The organism is Stenotrophomonas sp. Ker107b (assembly GCF_053847245.1).
In genome coordinates this window covers 1,129,238-1,147,351 of record NZ_JBSPHX010000001.1, presented here as the reverse complement: position 1 = coordinate 1,147,351, position 18,114 = coordinate 1,129,238, and the positions used below count along the sequence as shown (strand labels likewise).

Genomic DNA, 18,114 nt, shown 5'->3' with positions numbered 1-18,114 from the left:
CGGTATTTCTCAATGCCATGACGCTAAAGATCGGCGTGCCACGCAGCAGCGGGTATTAATGGGGTGTTCATTGCCAAACACAGACCTTCGAGCAACCGGGGGCTACACCCCACCCACAGAAGGAACCTGCGATGAAATCGATTGTTGTCACGCTTGCCATGTCAGCGGCGCTGGTGAGCCTTGCCGGCTGCTCGCATTTTGATGATGGCAGGCACCACGGCAGCCAGGCGTCCGAACGCGCCCGCGCGCCCGAACGCGCCAATGTGTCCGAACGCCCCCGTGTGTCCGAACGCGCCCGCGTGGGAGAAGAGGCACGCGACATTCGCAGCCGCGATGACTACCGGCAATGACGCGCTGAGCATCAGCGTCGTTGGTCGTGTCGGCCGCTCGCGGGCTCCGGCGACATCGCGATGGCGCCGGGGTAACTCCCGGCGCTACGCGTCGGTCACCACCACCAACGGGACATCGCGCTGCGGATGCCGCAGCACCAGCACCGGCTGCTGGTAGACACGCTCGATGTGCTCGCGCGTCAGCACCTCGGTCGGCGTGCCATCGGCCGCTACGCGGCCCTGTTCCAGCAACACGATCCGGTCCGCATACGCGGCGGCCAGATTCAGATCATGCAGCACCACGATCACGCAGGCGCCGGCATCGGCCAGGTCGCGGACCGCGCGCAGGGTGCGCTCCTGATGACGCAGATCCAACGCCGCCGTCGGCTCATCCAGCAGCAGCAACGGGGTGTCCTGGGTCAGCACACGAGCGAAGGTCGTGCGCGCCGCCTCGCCACCGGAGAGGTGTTCCACTTCCCGCTCGATCAACGCATGCAGGTCCGCCCGCGCCAGCGCATCGGCGATGCAGGCCGCATCTTTGACCGGATCCGGCGGATGCGGCAGCCGCCCCATCGCCACCACTTCATGCACACGGAAGGCGAACCGCACCGCGTGCTCCTGCGGCATGACCGCGCGCTCGCGTGCCAGCGGCTTGGCTTTCCAGTCCGCCAGCGCCTGCCCACGCAGCAGCACCTTGCCCTGCTCCGCTTCCAGATCGCCTGCGGCTACCGCCAGCAACGTCGACTTGCCCGCGCCGTTCGGCCCAACCAGCGCCGTGACCGTGCCCGGGACGAAATCCAGCGTGATGTCATCCAGAATGCGCCGCGCGCCGCGGCTCAACTGCACCGACTGCAACTGCAGCAGCGCGCTCATGCGCCGCTCCGGTGGCGCTGACGCATCACCAGCCACAGGAAGAACGGCGCACCCAGCGCGGCCGAGAACAGGCCCAGCGGAATCTCCGACGGCGGATCCAGCGTGCGTGCGGCGGTGTCGGCGACCACGATCAGCAACGCACCGGCGACGGCCGAGACCGGCAGCAGCCAGCGATGGCCGGGGCCGACCAGCAGACGCACAACGTGCGGCACCACCAGACCCACGAAGCCGATCGAGCCGGCAAAGGCGACGGCGGCACCGACCAGAAGCGCGCTGAAGGCAATCAACTTGAGCCGCGTGCGCTTCACATCCAGCCCCAGGTGCTGGGCCTGGCGCTCACCGAGCGCGAGCATGTCCAAGGGGGTGGCCAGACGCAGCAGCGCGATCGTGCCGAGCACGAACACCGGCGCCACCGCGACCACATCCATCCAGTCGGCCTGGGCCAACGAGCCCATCTGCCAGAACACCAGCGATTGCAGTTCGCTTTCGCTGGCGATGTAGGTCAGGAACCCGATCATCGCCGAGCAGAATGCCGCGATCGCAATGCCGACCAGCAGCAATGTCGCCGTGCCGGTGCCCTGCCCCGGCCGCGCCAGCAGATACGTCAAGGTGATCGCGCCACCGGCACCGGCGAACGCCGCCAGCGGCAGCGTCCACACACCGAAGGCGCCGGCACCCAGCACGATCGCCGAGACCGCGCCCAACGCAGCGCCCTGGGTCACGCCGACAATGCCGGGGTCGGCCAAGGGATTACCGAACAACCCCTGCAGGCTCGCACCGGCCATCGCCAGTGCGGCGCCCACCATCGCACCCAGCAAGGCACGCGGAATGCGCAGCTGCCAGACCACGGCCAGATCGCGGGTACTGACGCTGGCCGGATCGGCCAGCCCCAGCTTCACGCCGATCGCCTGCAGCACCTCCATCGGGGGCAACCGCAACGGGCCCACCGCGAACGAGGCAATGACGGCGATCAGCAGCCCCGCCGCGGCCCAGATCAACACGGTCGCGCCGCGGCGACGCGCAGGACTCAACGCCGCCATGCCTCAAGCACTCACGGGCGCGGAACGGTTGCAAATGCCGCGGCCAGCGCCACCGCACCACTGCCCGAGGCGACGCTGGCGGACTTCAACTCCACATCCGGCATCACCCACACGCGGTTGGCCGCACCAGCCGGCGTCTGCCGGAGCGTCGGATAGGCGCGCCACAGCCCGGCCTGGCCACCAAACAGGGCCAGATCATTTTCGGTCACCAGGATCACATCGGGCGCAGCGGCCACCACGCCCTCGTTGCTCAGCGCGGAGTAGTTGGCCACACCGGCTTCGTCGCCGATGTTGATGCCGCCGGCGAGCGTGATCAGCTTGCCCGAGGCGCTGTCCGAGCCTGCCACGGTCGGCGCACCGCCGGCACCGGTCGCGGACACGTGGATCACGCGCGGGTGCCATGCCAATGCGGCACCACTGGCCTTGGCCGCATCCAGCTGCGACTGCACTTTCGTGGCCAGTGCTTCACCCTGCTCGGCCATGCCAACGGCGGCGGCGACCTTGCGCACCTTGTCCGCGGCCGGCTGCAGATCGTCGACGATCACCGCCGCTTCGCCTGCACCGCGCAGCTTGGCGGCGAGATCGGAATGGCGGCGCAGGCTGTTGCCCAGGAACAGGGTGCCCTGCAGGCTCAACACGCCTTCCACACCGGTGGTGCGGTTGAACAGAAATTGTTTGGGGGCCTTGCGGCCGGACGCGGTGGCCGAGCGCAGCGGCGCGGCGTACACCTGGTCGTCCAGACCAAGCGCTTCGAGCACGGCGATGATGTCATCGCCACCGGCAATGATCTTGGAGGTATCGGTCACCGTCGTGGCCACACCATCATCGGAGGTGACCTGTGCCGGCAACTGCTGGGTGGCGCCGTCGATATCCGGCACGTCCACGCCCACCACGCGCTGCCAGCCCTCCGGCAGTGCTTCGGCGCCCTGCACGGCGGGTGCCGCGGCGGTATCGGCAGCCGGCGCGGCAGGCTCTTTCGAGCACCCGGCGATCACAGCGACCAGGGACAGCGCCAGCAGGCTGCGGCGGACAACAATCGACTTCATGGCAGTTCCTCTTCCATCAGAACGGCGGGGCTGTTCGCCCCGCCGCCAGTGCAACGCACTGCGCGAACCTCAGTTCGCGCGGGTGCTGATGCGGGTGATGCGGTCGCCCTTGGGATCCTGGGCATCACGCGACTTGTTGACGGCAAACACGTTGCCCTTGCCATCTTCACGCACATGGTTCGGGAAGGTGCCGCCATCCAGGTTGCCCACCACCTTGCCGTTGCCATCGACCACGGTCACCGTGCCGGCACCGCGATTGGTCACATAGGCCAGCTTGGACACCGGCTCGAAGGCGACGTTCAGCGCACCCGCGCCGACCGGCACGTCGTGCAGCACCTTGCCACTGGCGACATCGACGATCAGCAGGTTGTCGGTGCCCTGCGAGGCCACGTACAGGCGACCTGCCGAAGCGTCATAGGCCACGCCGGAGGCACTGATCGAGTTGCCCAGATCGATGACCTTCTCCACTTTGCCGGTGGTGGTGTCGATCACGGCCGCTTCGGGCGTGCCGATGCTGACGGTGAACAGCTTGCCGGCCGCTTCATCCAGCACCAGGCTCATCGGGACGAACTTCTTGTCGTCCACGCCCGAGGCCAGGGTGATCGGCTCCAGCGGCTGCAGGGTGCGGGCATCGAACACCGAGAGATGATCCTCACCGGCGGCCGAGGCGAACACCTTCCCATGACGGCCATCGACCACGACGTCGCGGGCATGCGGCACAGTGCCGACATCGAACTGGCGCACCAGCGACAGATCCTTCTGGCGATACACGGCCACGGTGTCCTGGCGGGTATTGGTGACCCACACGTTGCCGTTGGCATCATCCACGCCCACGCCATACACCGCGAACACCGCACCGCCCTTGCCACCCGGCACTTCCGCCGGGGTGATCTTGGCGGTGACCTTCAGCGTCTTCGGGTCCAGCTTGAGCAGCTGCGACTGGGTGACCGGCGGGCGACCGACGGCAGCGGTGACGAACACCGCATTGCTGGCCGCGCTGTACGCGGACTGGTACAGGCCCTGGACCAGCTTGGCCGAGGTCTGGTTGAAGTTCTGCTGGCCGCTCAGCGGCAGGTTCGGCGAGACGCGCAGCGACAGCACCGCGGCGGCGGACGGCTGGCTGGCGCGCACGATCACCGGCTGCTGACCGGGCACGGCGTCGGCCGGAATCGCGACCTTGCCCTTGAAGTTGCCCTCGGCATCGACCACGTACGGGGTGGCATTGAGCACCGTGTCACCGCGCAGCAGGGTGACCTGCTGGCCCGGCACGAACTGGCGGCCGATCACCTCGGCATCGCTGCCCGGCACCACGTTCTGACCACGGCTGACCACTTCACCGCGGAAGCCGTTGGCCGGCGCATCGAACACCGGCTGGGCGAACACGGTCGGGCTGGCCAGCGACAGCGCAAGGGCCAGGGTGGCGACGCGCGGGAGGGTTTTCAGGGTGTACATCAGCAGACTCCTTCTGTTGGGGGCGCGCCGGTTGGCGCGTTGTCACAGTGCTTGCCTTGGCGTGGCCGCGGTCCGTTGCGGCGGTGGCACAGGGCCACGGAACTGCCTGGGTATCGAAAAATCAGGGTGCCGGCGCGGGCGTGCCGCTGCGATCGGCGATGCCATACAACTGGCTCAGCGTGGCCTTGAGCGATGCCGGCAGCATCGGCCCGTGGCCAAGGCCGGGGAATTCGCGGTACTGCACGGTCAGGCCCGGCACCTTGGCCAGGCGGGTGGCCAGCTGCTGCGCGGCATCCGGGGTAGCCCCACCGATACGGCGCAGATGCGCGACCACGCGCGGATTGGTCATGTCACGCACACCACGGTTGCCGGTGCGCTCATCACCACCGAGCATCACCGTCACCTGCGCCGGCTGACCCTGGGTGTTGGCGATGAACTGGCGCTCCATGTCGCCCAGCGGCGCGCCCTGGCTCCACCACAGTGACGGGCTCGCCGACACGTAATGCTGGAACGCGGCCGGCCGGGTATACAGCGTGCTGACCACAAACAGACCGCCGAGCGAATGGCCCCACAGCGACTGCTGCTGCAGATCCACGCTGGCGCGGCGCTGCACTTCCGGCTTGATCCGGCGCTCGATCAGATCCAGGAACGCATACGCACCCCCGCCGCTGGACTGCGACGTGCCGTTTTCGTCATCGGCGGTATCGATCCACGCGGTGTAATCGCGGGTACGCGCCGCGGAATCGATGCGCAGGTCGTTGTCGTAGCCGATGAACACCAGCACCGGCGCGGCATGCGCGGCAAGATCGGCGAGCATGGACTGGTCGAGCACCATCGCCGCGGCGTTGCCATCCAGCATGTACAGCACCGGTGCCGGCGTGGCCGAGGCCTTGGCCGGCACGCCGATGTTCACCCGCCAGCGGCGCGCCTTGTCGGGGCTGTCGAGCACGAAGTGTTCGAAACGATAGCTCTGCGCCGGCTGATCCAGCACCGTCTCACCGACCTTCTGCTCGGGATTGCGCTGCTGCGCCGAGGCGGGCGACAACGCCGCCATGCCGATGGCGGTCGCCACGCCCAGCGTGCGCAACCACGGCGATACGGAAGAGATCAGCGACGACGAAACAATCATGACTACCCGGAGCGAGGGACGGTGCTATCGCGCCAGTGTAACTCAAATGAGAATGGGTATCACTGACGTTGCGCCACCGGCTTCAGCGCCCGCAATCGCCCGACGCCTTGCGCGCCGCACCTACCGTCGCGCCACCCTTGCCACTGGCGGACATCCAGCCCTTCAAGGACATGTCGTCCGGCACGGACGCCCCCATCGGCGATGAGGCGATCACCAGCTCGCGCGCGGTACCGACCGGCTCAAGCTCGGCCAGGCGCGCGGCCTTGTCACCGTTGGTGCTGACGATGTCATCCGGCCCCGACGATGGGGTTCTCGTCGTATTTCCCGTCTTGGCCACCCTGATCCGCAGCTCGCCGTCGACGTCGTTGTTCACCGTCACCGCGTACTGCTCCTTGCCATAGGCCCAGGAAGTCTCGCGCTCCACCGTGGAGGCCTGCCCTTCGGCCGGCAGCTCCAGCGTGTCGCCCGCGATGCCCTGCGCCATCGCCATGCCGCCCATCACCGCCATGTACAGGCCGTACGCACGCATCTGCTTCTCTTCCTGCGTCTTCGCCGCGGGCGCGCCGGGCCAGCTCGCGTCGAGATTCATATGCGCCTTGCCATTGCACAGCGTCAGCACCAGTGGCTCACCCCCACCCTCGCCGAGGCGGACCAGGCTGTCGCCATTGCGGAACTGCTGCACCCGGCCGATCAAGGGCGCGCCGCTCGCCGGGACCTGGTTCACCTCGACACTCGATGCGTTCTTCAGGCGCTCGTTCAACGACAGTGTCGCAGCGCTGGTGGGCACGGCCGCAGTGATCGCAGCGGTGAGTGCAGCAACAGTGAGAAAAGCGCGCATGGCATCCAGTCCAGAAGGGCGGGACATCATACGCGCCCGATCGCGCCCGCCCAGGGCACCGCGACATCGCTCAAGCGCGCTGCCGCACTGCGATGCTCAACCGCGCATCACCATCGCCTCGATCGTCGCGGCCAGCTCCTGCTCGGCCTGTACGGGCGTGATGTCGCCGGTGGTCGCCGCAACGGAGAGCCCTTCAGCAGCACCCAGCATGCCCCACAACCCTGCCTGCGCCAGCGCCCCCGCAGGCGCGAAGGGTGACAGCAACGCGCGGCACTGATCGAGAAACACGACGTCATAGTCGCGTTTGATGCGCGCCAGTTCAGGCGAGCCGGCCAGCGCAGCAATCACACCGGGAATCTCGCGTCCCTGCTTCATCACGCAGGCCACGTAGGCCTCGGCGATGACCTGCGCTTTCGCCGCGAGTGTCGGGCCGCTGCTGGCAAACAGCGTCTCCATCACCACCCCCTGCCGCGCATCGAAATCGCGATACAGCGCGGCCAGCAGACCCGCCCGCGTCCCGAAATGGTCATACACCACCGGCTTGGTGACCCCGGCCTGCTCAGCCAGCCGCCCCAGCGTCAGTGCGTCGGTGCCCTCTTCGCGGATCAGTCGCCAGGCCTCCTCCAGCAACTGGCGCAGGCGCTCCTCTCGCGACATGCGGCGGCGTGGCGTGGTGGGGGCGGCAGGCTTGGGCGGGCTTGACATGTCTATATACCAATCGTAACTTACAGTCAGTAACTTACCGAAAGTATACCGCCTCCCCCACTTCTGGACGCCGATGCACACCCTGATCGTTACCTCCCACCCCAATCCAGACGCACTGACCCATGCCGTCGCCCGCCACATTGCCGAGGGCATCACCTCGACAGCTGCCGGCGCAACGGCCGAACTGGCCGATCTGAGTGCCGAGGGCTTCGACCCCCGCTTCAATCAGGACGACATGCAGGGCCATCAACGCCTGGCGCCCTTTCCCGCGGATGTGCTGGCCGAACAGGCCCGCCTGGACCGCACCACTGCACTGGTGCTGGTCTTCCCTGTGTATTGGTGGAGCATGCCGGCCCTCATGAAGGGCTGGATCGACCGCGTGTTCTCCAATGGCTGGGCCTACGACGACAGCAGTGGGCAGGGGGTGGTCAAGAAACTGGGTCACCTGTCCATCCACCTGGTCGGCCTCGGCGGTGCCGACCAACGCACGTGGCAGAAGCGCGGCTATACCGACGCGATGAAGACCCAGATCGAGACCGGCATCTTCGATTACTGCGGCGCGCCGGTGCTGTCGTCCACGCTGCTGCTGGAAACGGACAACGGCGATGCACACGCCCATCTGCAGACGGCGCATGCATTGGGACAGCGCATTGCCACCCTGCCCGGCGCGGCAGCCCACTGAGCCCATCCGATGCCGCTGCCAAGCCCAGGCATTCCGCGCGCGACAACCAGGGCCCCGCAACGCGGGGCCTGCGACCTATCGCCCAGGGACATCCGGATACGGCCCCAGCGCACAATCCTGCCGCAGCCGATTGATGTTGCTGATGCGCCACTGCCCTTAACTCAACTTCACCACCTGCACATCGATGTCATTCCAGGCCGCGCCATCGGGGTAGGTCGCACGGACACGGTAGCGGACCCAGTCCTTCCGCCGCGCCACTTCGGTCGCGGGATACGCTGGCGACAGCGCCTCCTGTGAACCGGTCAACGGGTCGTAGTTGATGGTCGGGACCAGATCCGTCGGTGCGCCCGGGGCGTCCAGCGCCCGCTGGTAACGAGCGCATCGCGCCAGCAATCCGGGGCTCAGCATGGACCGCAACCCCGGAAATGCATCTGGATACGCCGGGCCGTGTGTCGCACGAAACCCATACAGCGCATCCACCACCGCGCGCGCAGGATCACCCGTTGCAGCCAACGCAGGCATTGCGATCGCCATCGCGATCCCCGCCAGCACGGAAACAACAGGAATACGCCTCAAACGTGGAGCCGCAGCAGCAAGCTTGCCCATCGTTCTACCTCCTGCTTTACCTGACCGGATCACAATTCCAGCACATCTGCGGCCTTCGGTGCGTGCAACTGTGATGGGCCGCGCTCGACAGCCGCCGAATCAGCGCTAGGCTCGACACCGATTCGGCCCGAAGTGAGATGACCCATGCCCTTTGCCAGGCTGCTTGCCCTGTTCCTGCTGGCTGCCTCACCCGCCGCCCACGCACTCACGCTGGCCAATGCACGCTGGCAGGTGGACATCGACCCGGCGACGCTTGCAGTCACCGCCACCACCCGCGACGGCGTGGAAACCGTGATCTCCTCCGCCACAGCGCGCGACACCATCCTGGACCTGGTGCAGACACCGGTGAGTGCGCAGTGGCAGCGCGGCGGCGCCACCACCATCCACGCCACACTGGAGAAGGACGCCCTGCAGCTGCGCTTTGAGCGCAGCTCCGCCGGTGTGGTGACATGGCCCACGCTGCCGACCGGTGCCGGCGCGCTGCTGCTTCCGCTGCACGAGGGCTATTACATTCCCGCCGGCGACACCGCCTGGCGCGATGAACTGCTCAGCGCCTATGGGGAGGTCAATACCACCGAAGACCTGACCCTGCCCGTGATCGGCCTCGCCTGGCCGGACCGGGTGCTGTCGATCCTGTTCGCCACGCCCTTCAACAACACCGTGCGCTTCAGCGCCGATGGGGCGACCCTCGCGTTCACCGCAGAGCACGACTTCCATCCCCTCAACCAGACCGACCCCTATGTTGTGATCGTCAACCTGGATGCCCCGGATTGGCTGGCGCCAGCCAAACGTTACCGGCAATGGCTGCAGGCGCAAGGCGGCTTCATCGCGCTCAAGGACAAACTGGCGCGTGTGCCGGACGGCGACAAACTGATCGGCGCCAGCCACCTGTACCTCTGGGGCGACCGGGTACTGGCCGAACAGGACGTGCGCGACTGGCGCCAGCTGAAAGCCCTCTTGCCGCACGCGTGGGTCGGCAAGGACAAGGAGGCACGCGAGGCAGTGACCGCCCCGCACAGCGGCCCCTATGTGCAGCAGGTGCTGGTCAGCGCCATCAACGCCGCACTGGCCGAGCAGTTCCCCGGTGAGACCGCCGACGCTCTCCAGCAGCGTCGACACGCCCTGGACGCGACGCTGGGCAAGGCCCTGCAGCCGGATGCAGCACGCGGCGACACGGCATCGCCGCGGATGATCCACGCGCTGCAGGCCGCGGGTCTGCCACGACTCTGGCTCGGGCTGCCGGACTGGACCGCCGCCTGGGCGAGCCCGGGCGCGGTGGACACGGCCGTACAGGCAGGCTATCTGGTCGCGCCCTACGATTCCTATGACACCGCCCTGCCCGACGGTAACGACAATCCTTCCTGGCTCTCAGCACAGCTGGGGCAGGACGCATTCGAACGCTGCGGGATCATGAAACCCGACGGCCAGCGCATCAAAGGCTTCCAGGGCAAGGGGGTGTACACCAATGCCGCCTGCGTCCGCCCGCTGATGGAACGCCGCGTACGCGCCCTGCGCGCTGATACCCCCTACAACAGCTGGTTCCTCGATGTCGCTGCCACCGGCATGCTGTTTGACGACAGCGACCCGGCCAAGCCCACCACGCAGGCGCAGGACGCGGCGAACCGCAGTGCCGCGCTGGCCTGGCTGGCCGATAGCGAAAAGCTGGTGGTCGGCTCGGAAGTCGGCGCAGCGGCGGTCAATCGCCACGTCGCCTTTGCCCACGGTGCGCAGACCGCCGGCTTCGGCTGGGGCGACCCGCAGATGCGCCGTGAACGCGCTTCGCCTTACTACCTCGGCGCCTGGGCGCCCGAGCACCAGCCGGCCTTCTTCTTCAAGCAGAGCCAGCTTAAACCGCGCTATCAGCAGCTCTACTTCAACCCGTCGCGACGCCTGCCGCTGCTGCAGGCGGCCTTCCACGACAGCGTGATCAGCACCCATCACTGGACCCTGGACAGCCTGAAGTTCCGCGAAAGCCGAAGCACTACCGAGCTGCTGCAGCAGCTCTACAACGTGCCGCCCCTGCTCAATCTCAGCGTGGATACCGCTACGCGGCGGATCGCCTACCTGCGCCATCTGGACGCCTTTTTCCGGCCACTGCATGAGGCCCTGTTCGACCAGGCACTGGTGGACTTCCGCTGGCGCGATGCCAATGGCCAGGTGCAGCAGACCACCTTCGCCGATGGCAGCGTGATCGTGGCCAATTTCTCCGATCAACCGCAGCAGGTCGATGCGCACGCTTTGCCCCCGCGCAGCGCGACCGCGCGCCTTGCCGACGGCCGAACGTTCACCTTCACCTCGCCGACATCGCCGTAGGCCGGCTCACTGTCCAGCCCCATGCGCGCCCACCACACCGGTGAGCGCGCCCGAAGCCACTACTCCTTCGCTTCTTCAGCCTTCCACGCCGTGACCTTCGCCTTGGTCTGCTCCAGCAGCGCATCCAGCGCTTTGCGGTCATACCCTTGGCCGCGCAGCACCACGTACTGGATGCCACGCGTGGCCTCGATGTCCTCCAATGGGTTGCGCTCCAGCAACACCAGATCGGCGGCCTTGCCCGGCGCGACCGCGCCGTAGCGATCCAACGTGCCGAACCAGGCCGGGCCTGCACGGGTGGCCGCCGAGAGTGCCTGCGCCGGGCTCAGCCCTTCCTTGACGAACAGTGACAGTTCGTCATGCAGGCCGATGCCCGGATAGTTGAACGAATTGAGGAAGCCCGCATCGGTGCCGGCCATGATCGTGACGCCGGCCTGCTGCAGCATCGGCAGCACCGCGGCGACCTGGTGGTATTGCTGATGACGGGCCTGGATCTGTGCCGGGGTTGCCTTGGCGGCGCGCTCCACACGCCAGGCGTAGGTGGCCTGGAGCTTCGGGCCGATGTAGGCCAGGTAAGGATCGTCGTGGTGATCATCCTGATCCAGGAAGTCCAGGATGCGGCCGCCATTGAGCGTGGGCGTTACGAACACGCCCTTCGCTGCGAAGCCACGGTAGGCCAGCATGGCGGTGTCGCGATCAAATCCAGCATCCAGCCGTGCGTTGGCCTGCGCGCGATCAATCCGCTTGGCCGCGAAGTCCGCCGCGATGGCCGCCTCATCCTTGACCCCGGCTTTGTAGGCGTAGTCCAGGTGCTCGATGGAACTGATACCCGCATCGACGGCCTGCTGCACGGTCAACGCCATCGGGATGTGGCCGGAGGCACGCAGCCCATTGGCGCGCGCCCCGCGCACGGCAGCCAGGAACAACTCAGGTGTCAGCGTGCTGTCGGTGATCTTGACGAAATCGACGCCGTCGCGCTTGAGGCGCACGAACGCCGCATCCAGATCCGCCTGCGAGCCCACTTCAATAGTGCCCTTCCAGACCGGCTTGATGCCTTCGATCTTGGCGCCCGAGGTGAACAGCTGCGGGCCAGCCAACTGGCCGCTGGCGATCTCACCGCGCCACTGCAGCACCTGCTCGGGCAGATCGCCGGACGCATCACGGATGGTGGTGATGCCATGGGCAATGTACAGCGGCAGCAGCGCCTTGTTCTCTTCGATGAGCGCCGGCCCGCCGCCGAAGTGCACATGCATGTCCCACAACCCGGGGATCAGATAGCGACCCTTGCCGTCCACCTGCTGTCTGGCCTGCCATGCCTTGCGCATGGCCCGGTCGGTGCCGACGGCGACGATGTCCTGACCACGGACCACGACCGTCTGGTCGGCCACCGTCGTGGCGTGCTCGACGTCGACCACGGTGGCATGCCGGATCATCAGATCCGCCTGCTCGGCCGCGAACGCGGATGGGGTCAGTGCAAGCAGCACCGGGATGGCAAGACGCAAAGACATGGAGTGCATACCGGAAAAGAGAACCGGGCCACCTTACGGTCAGGCCCGGCACATTCACCAGTTAAATTTCAGCATGAAGCACATGCATGATTGCGATGCTGCGCGCTGCAGGATCCGGCTGCGTCAATTCTCGCCCTGCATCGCCGGGCGGGCCTGCACCCGCTGCAGCCAGCCGGCCACCGCCGGATGCGCATCCACCACCGCTCCCAGATGGGTGCCGTAGCCCACCACCTGGCCTACCACCAGATCCACCAACGAGTACGCCTCACCAAGCATCCACGACTGCTGCGACAGGCGCGCCTCCAGCAGATCCAGCAGTTCGTTGGCGGCACGGATGCCCGCCGCAGCATGCTCCACGCTGCGCAGCGCATCGTCCACGGTCGCCAGCCATACCCGCCCGAGCACTGCTGCGTAGGTGACGTACGCCCACGTGCACCAGGACATCGCCTCCAGTCGAGCCGGGGTCCCCACCGCCGGCCACAGGCCCTGGCCCACCCCGTACTGCTCGCCCAACCACAGGTGGATCGCCAGACCTTCAAACAGGGGCGTGCCGTCCACCACCAGGCACGGGACCTTGCCGTTCGGATTGATCGCCAGATACGCCGGCGTGCGCTGTTCGCCGTTGCGGATGTCGATCTTGACCCGATCGTGCGGGACGGACAGCTCGGCCAGGGCGCACGCGACCGGGGTGGCGCTGGACATGGGGTGCCAATAGAAAACGAGGGACATCGAAGAACTCCTTGAGAGGGGTGGAAAGGTGCGGCGGAACCGGTGCTGCACCGTGCGCTCAAGACTAGGCAGCATTGCGGACAGAATCGGCCCGCAATGACTGCTACGCTGCCGCGCATGCTGACCGCTTCCGCCCGCCTGCTGAGCCTGCTTTCGCTGCTGCAATCCCGCCCGCACTGGGCCGGCGGCGAGCTGGCCGAGCGCATGGCCATCCATCCGCGCACGCTCCGGCGTGACATTGATCGCCTGCGCCAGCTCGACTACCCCATCCACGCCAGCACCGGCGTCGCCGGCGGCTATGCGTTCCGCCCGGGGCGTGCATTGCCGCCGCTGTTGTTGGATGACGAGGAAGCGCTGGCGGCGGCGGTTGCGCTGCGGACCGCCGTGACCGGCACCATCAGCGGCATCGAGCAGACCGCGATCACGGCGCTGGTGAAGATCGAACAGGCCATGCCACCGCGACTGCGCCCCCGGCTGGCCGCGCTGCGTTCGGCGGTTCTGCCCGCCAACCCGATCGGCCCGCAGGTGGATGCCGGGCGGCTGACCACCCTGGCCTGCGCCTGCCGCGACCAGGTCCAACTCCGTTTCGACTACACCGACCGTGAGGGCATCTCCAGTGCACGCCAGGTCGAGCCACAGGGCGTGGTGCATGCCGATCGCCGCTGGTATCTGGTCGCCTGGGATACCGGGCGCAACGACTGGCGCACCTTCCGCATCGACCGGATCGCCAGCGCACCGGTGGTGGGTGCGCACTTCGCGCCGCGCGCAGGGCCCGGAGAGGGCGATCTGCGCCAGTGGGTCGCCCGCGCGCTCTCGCTGGGCCAGCACCATGAGCCGGCACGGATCATCCTGCACGCACCGCTGTCGGTGATGCGCCAGCAGATCCCGGCATCTGCCGGAGAACTTGAGGCGGTCGATGACCGGCGCTGCCTGCTGCGCTGCGCCGCCAACCCCTTGGGCACGGTGGTGTATTGGTTGTTGGCACTGGGTCTGGATTTCGAGGTGCTGGGACCCCCTGCACTGCATCAGGCCATGCGCGAGGCGGGCGAGCGGATCAGCCGCAGCCTGGCCCGTAGCGAACCGTCGGAGGCCTCGGCAGGCACCAACAGCACCTGACCGCATGCGCGTCGGTGTTGGCGCCGACAGCCATTGCGATTCACAATGACAGCATGACCGCAAGTGAAAAACCGAATCGCACCCTGTTCGATCTGGACCTGCTGCGCGCCATGGTCATGGTCGCCGACTGCGCCAGCTTCACCACGGCCGCCGCGCGCCTGCACTCCACCCAATCCACCATCAGCCAGAAGATCCGCCGGCTGGAGGAGATGGCGGGCCATCCACTTCTGGTGCGGGGCAATCGTGATGTGCATCCCACCGATGCAGGCCAGCTCGTGCTCGGCCATGCTCGCCAACTGCTGGCACTCAACGACCAACTGCTCGAAGCGCTGGCCGGCACCACGGTGGCCGTCACTGTGCGGCTGGGCGTGCCGGAGGACTTCGTCAGCGCCGCGACCACCCAACTGCTCGGCGCCTTCAACCGCGAGCACCCCCAGGTGAAGCTCGAAGTGACCAGCGGCCTCAGCCGCGACCTGGCCAATGGCTACGATCACGGCGAGCTCGATCTGATCCTGGTCAAGCAGCGCCGCAACAGCCGCGCCGCCGTGGCCTGCTGGCCGGAGACCATGGTCTGGATCGACAGTGCCCGAAATGGCTGCATCGGCCTGGACCCGGTGCCACTGGTCACCTTTCCGCCGCGCGGGCTGTACCGCGACGACATCATCGATGCCATCGAAGCACTCGGCCGCCGCTGGCGGATCAGCTTCACCAGTTCCAGCCTGAGCGGCATCCAAGGCGCGGTCGCCGATGGCATGGGCATCAGCCTGCTGCCGGCGCGCGCCTTGAGTCGAGAGCACACCGTGCTGGGCGTCGAACAGGGTCTGCCGCCGATCGATACGTTCGAAATCGCCCTGCTCCGTCGCGCCACCGCCGACCCGCTGGTCAAAGCCCTGGCCGTGCGTCTGACGGGCCTGCTCGATCAGGAACGGGCGGGCACGCTTACTTGAGCTGCAGCGGGTAGCGCTGCCAGAGCACGTGCACCAGGAAGCCGGTCAGTTCCGGATCCTTGGCGGTGATCGAGGCGCGGATCTTGTCCAGCAGCACCATGTCGCTGCAGTTGCGCACATCGGCGTGGCCGGCCTGACCGGCACGGCGCGCACGGTATCGGGCCGCACGCTGTGCATCGGTCATCGCGTAGCCGAACGTGGGCGGACGGCCGCGCTTGCGCGGCAGCGTCAGTTCCAGTGTTCCGGGGTCTTGTTCATCGCGCATGACGGACGAGGATGCAAACGGGGGCGCGCACGATATCGTGAGACATCACTTTAATCCAGCGTTTTCCGTGGATTTCTGCGTTTGCGACGCGCGCGTCAGCGCCAACCCTCTGCCACGCGCGCGCCCGCCCACACCAGCAGCATCCCGCCGACGAGGCTCACCCCGAGGTACAGCGGCACCATCAGGCTTCGATCCGCGCGGGTGAACACCAGCGACTCCAGCATCATCGACGAAAACGTGGTCAACCCGCCCACGATCCCCACGATCAGGAATGCGCGCCAGTACACCGCGGCCGTGCCCCGACTCTGCAGCCAGATCATCACGTAACCCGCCACGAATGCACCCACCAGGTTCACCGTCAGCGTGCCCCACGGGAAGCCAGTGCCGAACTGGCGCAGCATCGCATCGCCGATCATGAAACGCAGTGCCGCGCCCAGTGCGCCACCGGCCATCACCAGCCCGAGCTGCTGCCACCACAGGCCGATGCCGTCCATCAGTCCGCGCCCTTCTCCGCACGCGCCTGTGCACGCGCTGCACGCAGCCGGTCCAGCTTCTCTTTCAGTTTGATTTCCAGCCCACGCGGCACCGGCTCGTAATACACCCGCTCGCCCATCGCATCGGGGAAACCGGTCTGATCCAGCGCAATCCCACCGTCGGCATCGTGATCGTACTGATAGGTCTTGCCGTAGCCCAGCTCCTTCATCAGCTTGGTAGGCGCGTTGCGCAGGTGCAGCGGCACCTCCTGGGTACCGGTCTCGCGCACTTCCTGCTTGGCCTTGTTGAAGGCGGCATAGCCGGCGTTCGATTTGGCGGTACTGGCCAGATACAGCACCAGCTGCGCAAACGCGAGCTCGCCCTCCGGGCTGCCCAGGCGCTCATAGAGATCCCACGCCTCCAACGCCATCGACTGCGCGCGCGGATCGGCCAACCCGATATCCTCGATCGCCATCCGGGTCAGGCGACGTGCCAGATACGACGGATCACAGCCACCATCGAGCATGCGCGTCAGCCAGTACAGCGCGGCATCCGGGTTGGAGCTGCGCACGGATTTGTGCAGCGCCGAGATCTGGTCGTAGAACTGCTCGCCGCCCTTGTCGAAGCGGCGGGTGCGATCGGCCAACACCTGCACCAGCATCTCCGGACTGATCCGCCCGCCGTCGCCAGTGGCCAGCTCGGCCGCGATCTCCAGCAGGGTCAAGGCCCGGCGCACATCGCCATCGGCGGCGGTCGCGATCTCCAGCAACGCCTCCGGCGCGACCTGCAGCTGCTCCGCGCCCAGGCCACGCTCGGTGTCCTGCAGCGCACGCTCCAGCGCCTCCACGATGTCCGCCGGAGAAACCGACTCCAGCACGTGCACGCGGCAGCGCGACAGCAGCGCCGAGTTCAGTTCGAACGAGGGGTTTTCGGTGGTGGCGCCCACGAACACGATGGTGCCGCGTTCGATATGCGGCAGGAACGCATCCTGCTGGGCCTTGTTGAAGCGGTGCACCTCGTCCACGAACAGCACCGTGCGGCGCCCCTCGGCGAAGCGCTGCGCGGCCTCGGCCAGCACCTGGCGCACCTCCGGCAACCCGGACAGCACGGCGGAGATCGCACGGAACTCGGCATCGGCGTAATGCGCCAGCAGCAGCGAGAGTGTGGTCTTGCCGCAGCCTGGCGGGCCCCACAGGATCATCGAGTGCACATGGCCGGATTCGACCGCCCGGCGCAGCGCACTGCCCGGTGCAAGCAGGCGCTTCTGGCCCACCATCTCATCCAGCGTCTGCGGGCGCATCCGCTCGGCGAGCGGACGCATGTTGTCCCGATCCACGGTCAGCAGATCGGGCTCATTGAAAGTCGTTCGGTTTCTGGCCACGTCTCTATTCTATCGCGGCCGAACGCCCGCGGCCGTTACTCGCCGATGACGTCCACACCCTTGGCCGGGGTGAAGCTGAAGGTGCCCGAGGCGAAGCTCGGGTTGCGCTTCCAGCCGGTGAAGCTGATCACCGTGCGCTGGCCCACCGCATCTACTACTTCCATGCGGGCCAGGCCCTGGCCATTGAAGCCTAATGCGGCGTACTGGAAGGCAGTGTCGGTCTCACGCTTCGGGCTCAGCGACAGCCACTGCAGGCCATCGCGCACGGCGGCCTCTTCGCTGACGTCGTACTGCTTGTCCAGCAGGGCCGGATTGATCAGCGCGGTCAGCGGGCTGTTCTGCTCTTCCTGCCCCTGCGGGCGCACGCTGGCCTGCTCCAGGTCCGGCTCGTAGACCCAGACCTTCTTGCCGTCGGCCACGATCAGCTGCTCGTGCGGCTTGATGTATTCCCAGCGGAACAGGCGCGGCGCGGACAACGCAACGCGGCCGCTGGTGGTTTCCTTGACCTTGCCCTTGCTGTCGAACACCTGCTGGCTGAACTGTCCGTCCAGGCCCTTCAGGCCCTGGGTGAAGCGGTTGAGCTCATCGCGGGCGCCTGCCCAGGCCGAAGCCGAGCCGACACTGGCCACGACCAGGGTGGCGGCAAGCAGGGAGCGGCGGAAGGTGGTGTGCATGCGAGGTATC

19 protein-coding genes are annotated in these 18,114 nt (G+C 67.2%); 5 read left to right on the top strand and 14 right to left on the bottom strand.

The window, feature by feature from the left end; genetic code table 11:
- The first annotated feature begins 131 nt into the window (after positions 1 to 131).
- A complete protein-coding gene (locus ACWV8V_RS05400) occupies positions 132 to 350 on the top strand; it encodes a hypothetical protein (RefSeq protein WP_455899123.1) in 219 nt (72 codons plus the stop codon).
- A gap of 84 nt (positions 351 to 434) precedes the next feature.
- Here ACWV8V_RS05400 and ACWV8V_RS05395 read toward each other — a convergent pair whose 3' ends face one another.
- The 7 genes from ACWV8V_RS05395 to ACWV8V_RS05365 all read right to left on the bottom strand — a co-directional run bounded on the left by ACWV8V_RS05395 (position 435) and on the right by ACWV8V_RS05365 (position 7,412).
- Positions 435 to 1,202, bottom strand: a complete 768-nt coding sequence (locus ACWV8V_RS05395) for a heme ABC transporter ATP-binding protein (RefSeq protein ID WP_259260864.1) — start codon at positions 1,200 to 1,202, stop codon at positions 435 to 437.
- Positions 1,199 to 2,233 (bottom strand): FecCD family ABC transporter permease, encoded by a 1,035-nt coding sequence (locus tag ACWV8V_RS05390; RefSeq protein WP_455899122.1) that lies wholly within the window; start codon positions 2,231 to 2,233, stop codon positions 1,199 to 1,201. The genes ACWV8V_RS05395 and ACWV8V_RS05390 overlap by 4 nt, the downstream gene beginning before the upstream one ends.
- Positions 2,234 to 2,253: 20 nt before the next feature.
- Positions 2,254 to 3,288 (bottom strand): heme/hemin ABC transporter substrate-binding protein, encoded by a 1,035-nt coding sequence (locus tag ACWV8V_RS05385; protein WP_455899121.1) that lies wholly within the window; start codon positions 3,286 to 3,288, stop codon positions 2,254 to 2,256.
- Between the two features lie 69 nt (positions 3,289 to 3,357).
- Positions 3,358 to 4,740 (bottom strand): YncE family protein, encoded by a 1,383-nt coding sequence (locus ACWV8V_RS05380; RefSeq protein ID WP_455899120.1) that lies wholly within the window; start codon positions 4,738 to 4,740, stop codon positions 3,358 to 3,360.
- 121 nt (positions 4,741 to 4,861) lie between these two features.
- Positions 4,862 to 5,869: an alpha/beta hydrolase gene (locus ACWV8V_RS05375; RefSeq protein ID WP_455899119.1), complete on the bottom strand. Its 1,008-nt coding sequence runs from the start codon at positions 5,867 to 5,869 to the stop codon at positions 4,862 to 4,864.
- Positions 5,870 to 5,951: 82 nt separating this feature from the next.
- Positions 5,952 to 6,707: a hypothetical protein gene (locus tag ACWV8V_RS05370; protein ID WP_455899118.1), complete on the bottom strand. Its 756-nt coding sequence runs from the start codon at positions 6,705 to 6,707 to the stop codon at positions 5,952 to 5,954.
- Between the two features lie 96 nt (positions 6,708 to 6,803).
- Entirely contained in the window at positions 6,804 to 7,412 is a 609-nt protein-coding gene (locus tag ACWV8V_RS05365) for a TetR/AcrR family transcriptional regulator (protein ID WP_259260870.1), read from the bottom strand.
- A 73-nt stretch (positions 7,413 to 7,485) separates the two neighbouring features.
- Between ACWV8V_RS05365 and ACWV8V_RS05360 the strand changes: the two genes are divergently transcribed.
- Complete coding sequence (locus ACWV8V_RS05360) at positions 7,486 to 8,094, top strand: NAD(P)H-dependent oxidoreductase (RefSeq protein ID WP_259260871.1); 609 nt, start codon at positions 7,486 to 7,488, stop codon at positions 8,092 to 8,094.
- A 156-nt stretch (positions 8,095 to 8,250) separates the two neighbouring features.
- Here ACWV8V_RS05360 and ACWV8V_RS05355 read toward each other — a convergent pair whose 3' ends face one another.
- Positions 8,251 to 8,700, bottom strand: a complete 450-nt coding sequence (locus ACWV8V_RS05355) for a hypothetical protein (RefSeq protein WP_455899117.1) — start codon at positions 8,698 to 8,700, stop codon at positions 8,251 to 8,253.
- Between the two features lie 144 nt (positions 8,701 to 8,844).
- On the opposite strand from ACWV8V_RS05355, the gene ACWV8V_RS05350 reads away from it, so the two are divergent.
- On the top strand, positions 8,845 to 11,013 hold the full coding sequence (locus ACWV8V_RS05350) for a glycoside hydrolase (protein ID WP_455899116.1): 2,169 nt from the start codon (positions 8,845 to 8,847) through the stop codon (positions 11,011 to 11,013).
- 59 nt (positions 11,014 to 11,072) lie between these two features.
- Here the strand turns inward: ACWV8V_RS05350 and ACWV8V_RS05345 are convergent, their stop codons facing one another.
- Together ACWV8V_RS05345 and ACWV8V_RS05340 are read right to left on the bottom strand one after the other, a co-directional pair.
- On the bottom strand, positions 11,073 to 12,518 hold the full coding sequence (locus tag ACWV8V_RS05345; protein ID WP_455899115.1) for an amidohydrolase family protein: 1,446 nt from the start codon (positions 12,516 to 12,518) through the stop codon (positions 11,073 to 11,075).
- A gap of 123 nt (positions 12,519 to 12,641) precedes the next feature.
- Positions 12,642 to 13,247 (bottom strand): glutathione S-transferase family protein, encoded by a 606-nt coding sequence (locus ACWV8V_RS05340; RefSeq protein ID WP_455899114.1) that lies wholly within the window; start codon positions 13,245 to 13,247, stop codon positions 12,642 to 12,644.
- Between the two features lie 96 nt (positions 13,248 to 13,343).
- Here ACWV8V_RS05340 and ACWV8V_RS05335 point away from each other — a divergent pair, with 96 nt between their 5' ends.
- Both ACWV8V_RS05335 and ACWV8V_RS05330 read left to right on the top strand, forming a co-directional pair.
- Entirely contained in the window at positions 13,344 to 14,363 is a 1,020-nt protein-coding gene (locus ACWV8V_RS05335; RefSeq protein ID WP_455899113.1) for a helix-turn-helix transcriptional regulator, read from the top strand.
- A 53-nt stretch (positions 14,364 to 14,416) separates the two neighbouring features.
- A complete protein-coding gene (locus tag ACWV8V_RS05330) occupies positions 14,417 to 15,310 on the top strand; it encodes a LysR substrate-binding domain-containing protein (RefSeq protein ID WP_455899112.1) in 894 nt (297 codons plus the stop codon).
- On the opposite strand, the gene ACWV8V_RS05325 is transcribed toward ACWV8V_RS05330, so the two are convergent.
- The 4 genes from ACWV8V_RS05325 to lolA all read right to left on the bottom strand — a co-directional run bounded on the left by ACWV8V_RS05325 (position 15,303) and on the right by lolA (position 18,104).
- Complete coding sequence (locus ACWV8V_RS05325) at positions 15,303 to 15,575, bottom strand: hypothetical protein (protein ID WP_259260879.1); 273 nt, start codon at positions 15,573 to 15,575, stop codon at positions 15,303 to 15,305. The two genes, ACWV8V_RS05330 and ACWV8V_RS05325, sit on opposite strands and share 8 nt — an antisense overlap.
- A gap of 95 nt (positions 15,576 to 15,670) precedes the next feature.
- Entirely contained in the window at positions 15,671 to 16,069 is a 399-nt protein-coding gene (crcB, locus tag ACWV8V_RS05320; RefSeq protein WP_455899111.1) for a fluoride efflux transporter CrcB, read from the bottom strand.
- The gene (locus ACWV8V_RS05315) at positions 16,069 to 17,370 is read right to left on the bottom strand and encodes a replication-associated recombination protein A (protein ID WP_455899110.1); all 1,302 of its coding nucleotides are present in this window, start codon (positions 17,368 to 17,370) and stop codon (positions 16,069 to 16,071) included. Before ACWV8V_RS05315 ends, crcB begins: the two co-directional genes overlap by 1 nt.
- 95 nt (positions 17,371 to 17,465) lie before the next feature.
- Positions 17,466 to 18,104 carry an outer membrane lipoprotein chaperone LolA gene (lolA, locus tag ACWV8V_RS05310; protein ID WP_259260883.1) on the bottom strand — a complete coding sequence of 213 codons (639 nt, stop codon included), beginning with the start codon at positions 18,102 to 18,104 and terminating at the stop codon, positions 17,466 to 17,468.
- Positions 18,105 to 18,114 lie beyond the last annotated feature (10 nt).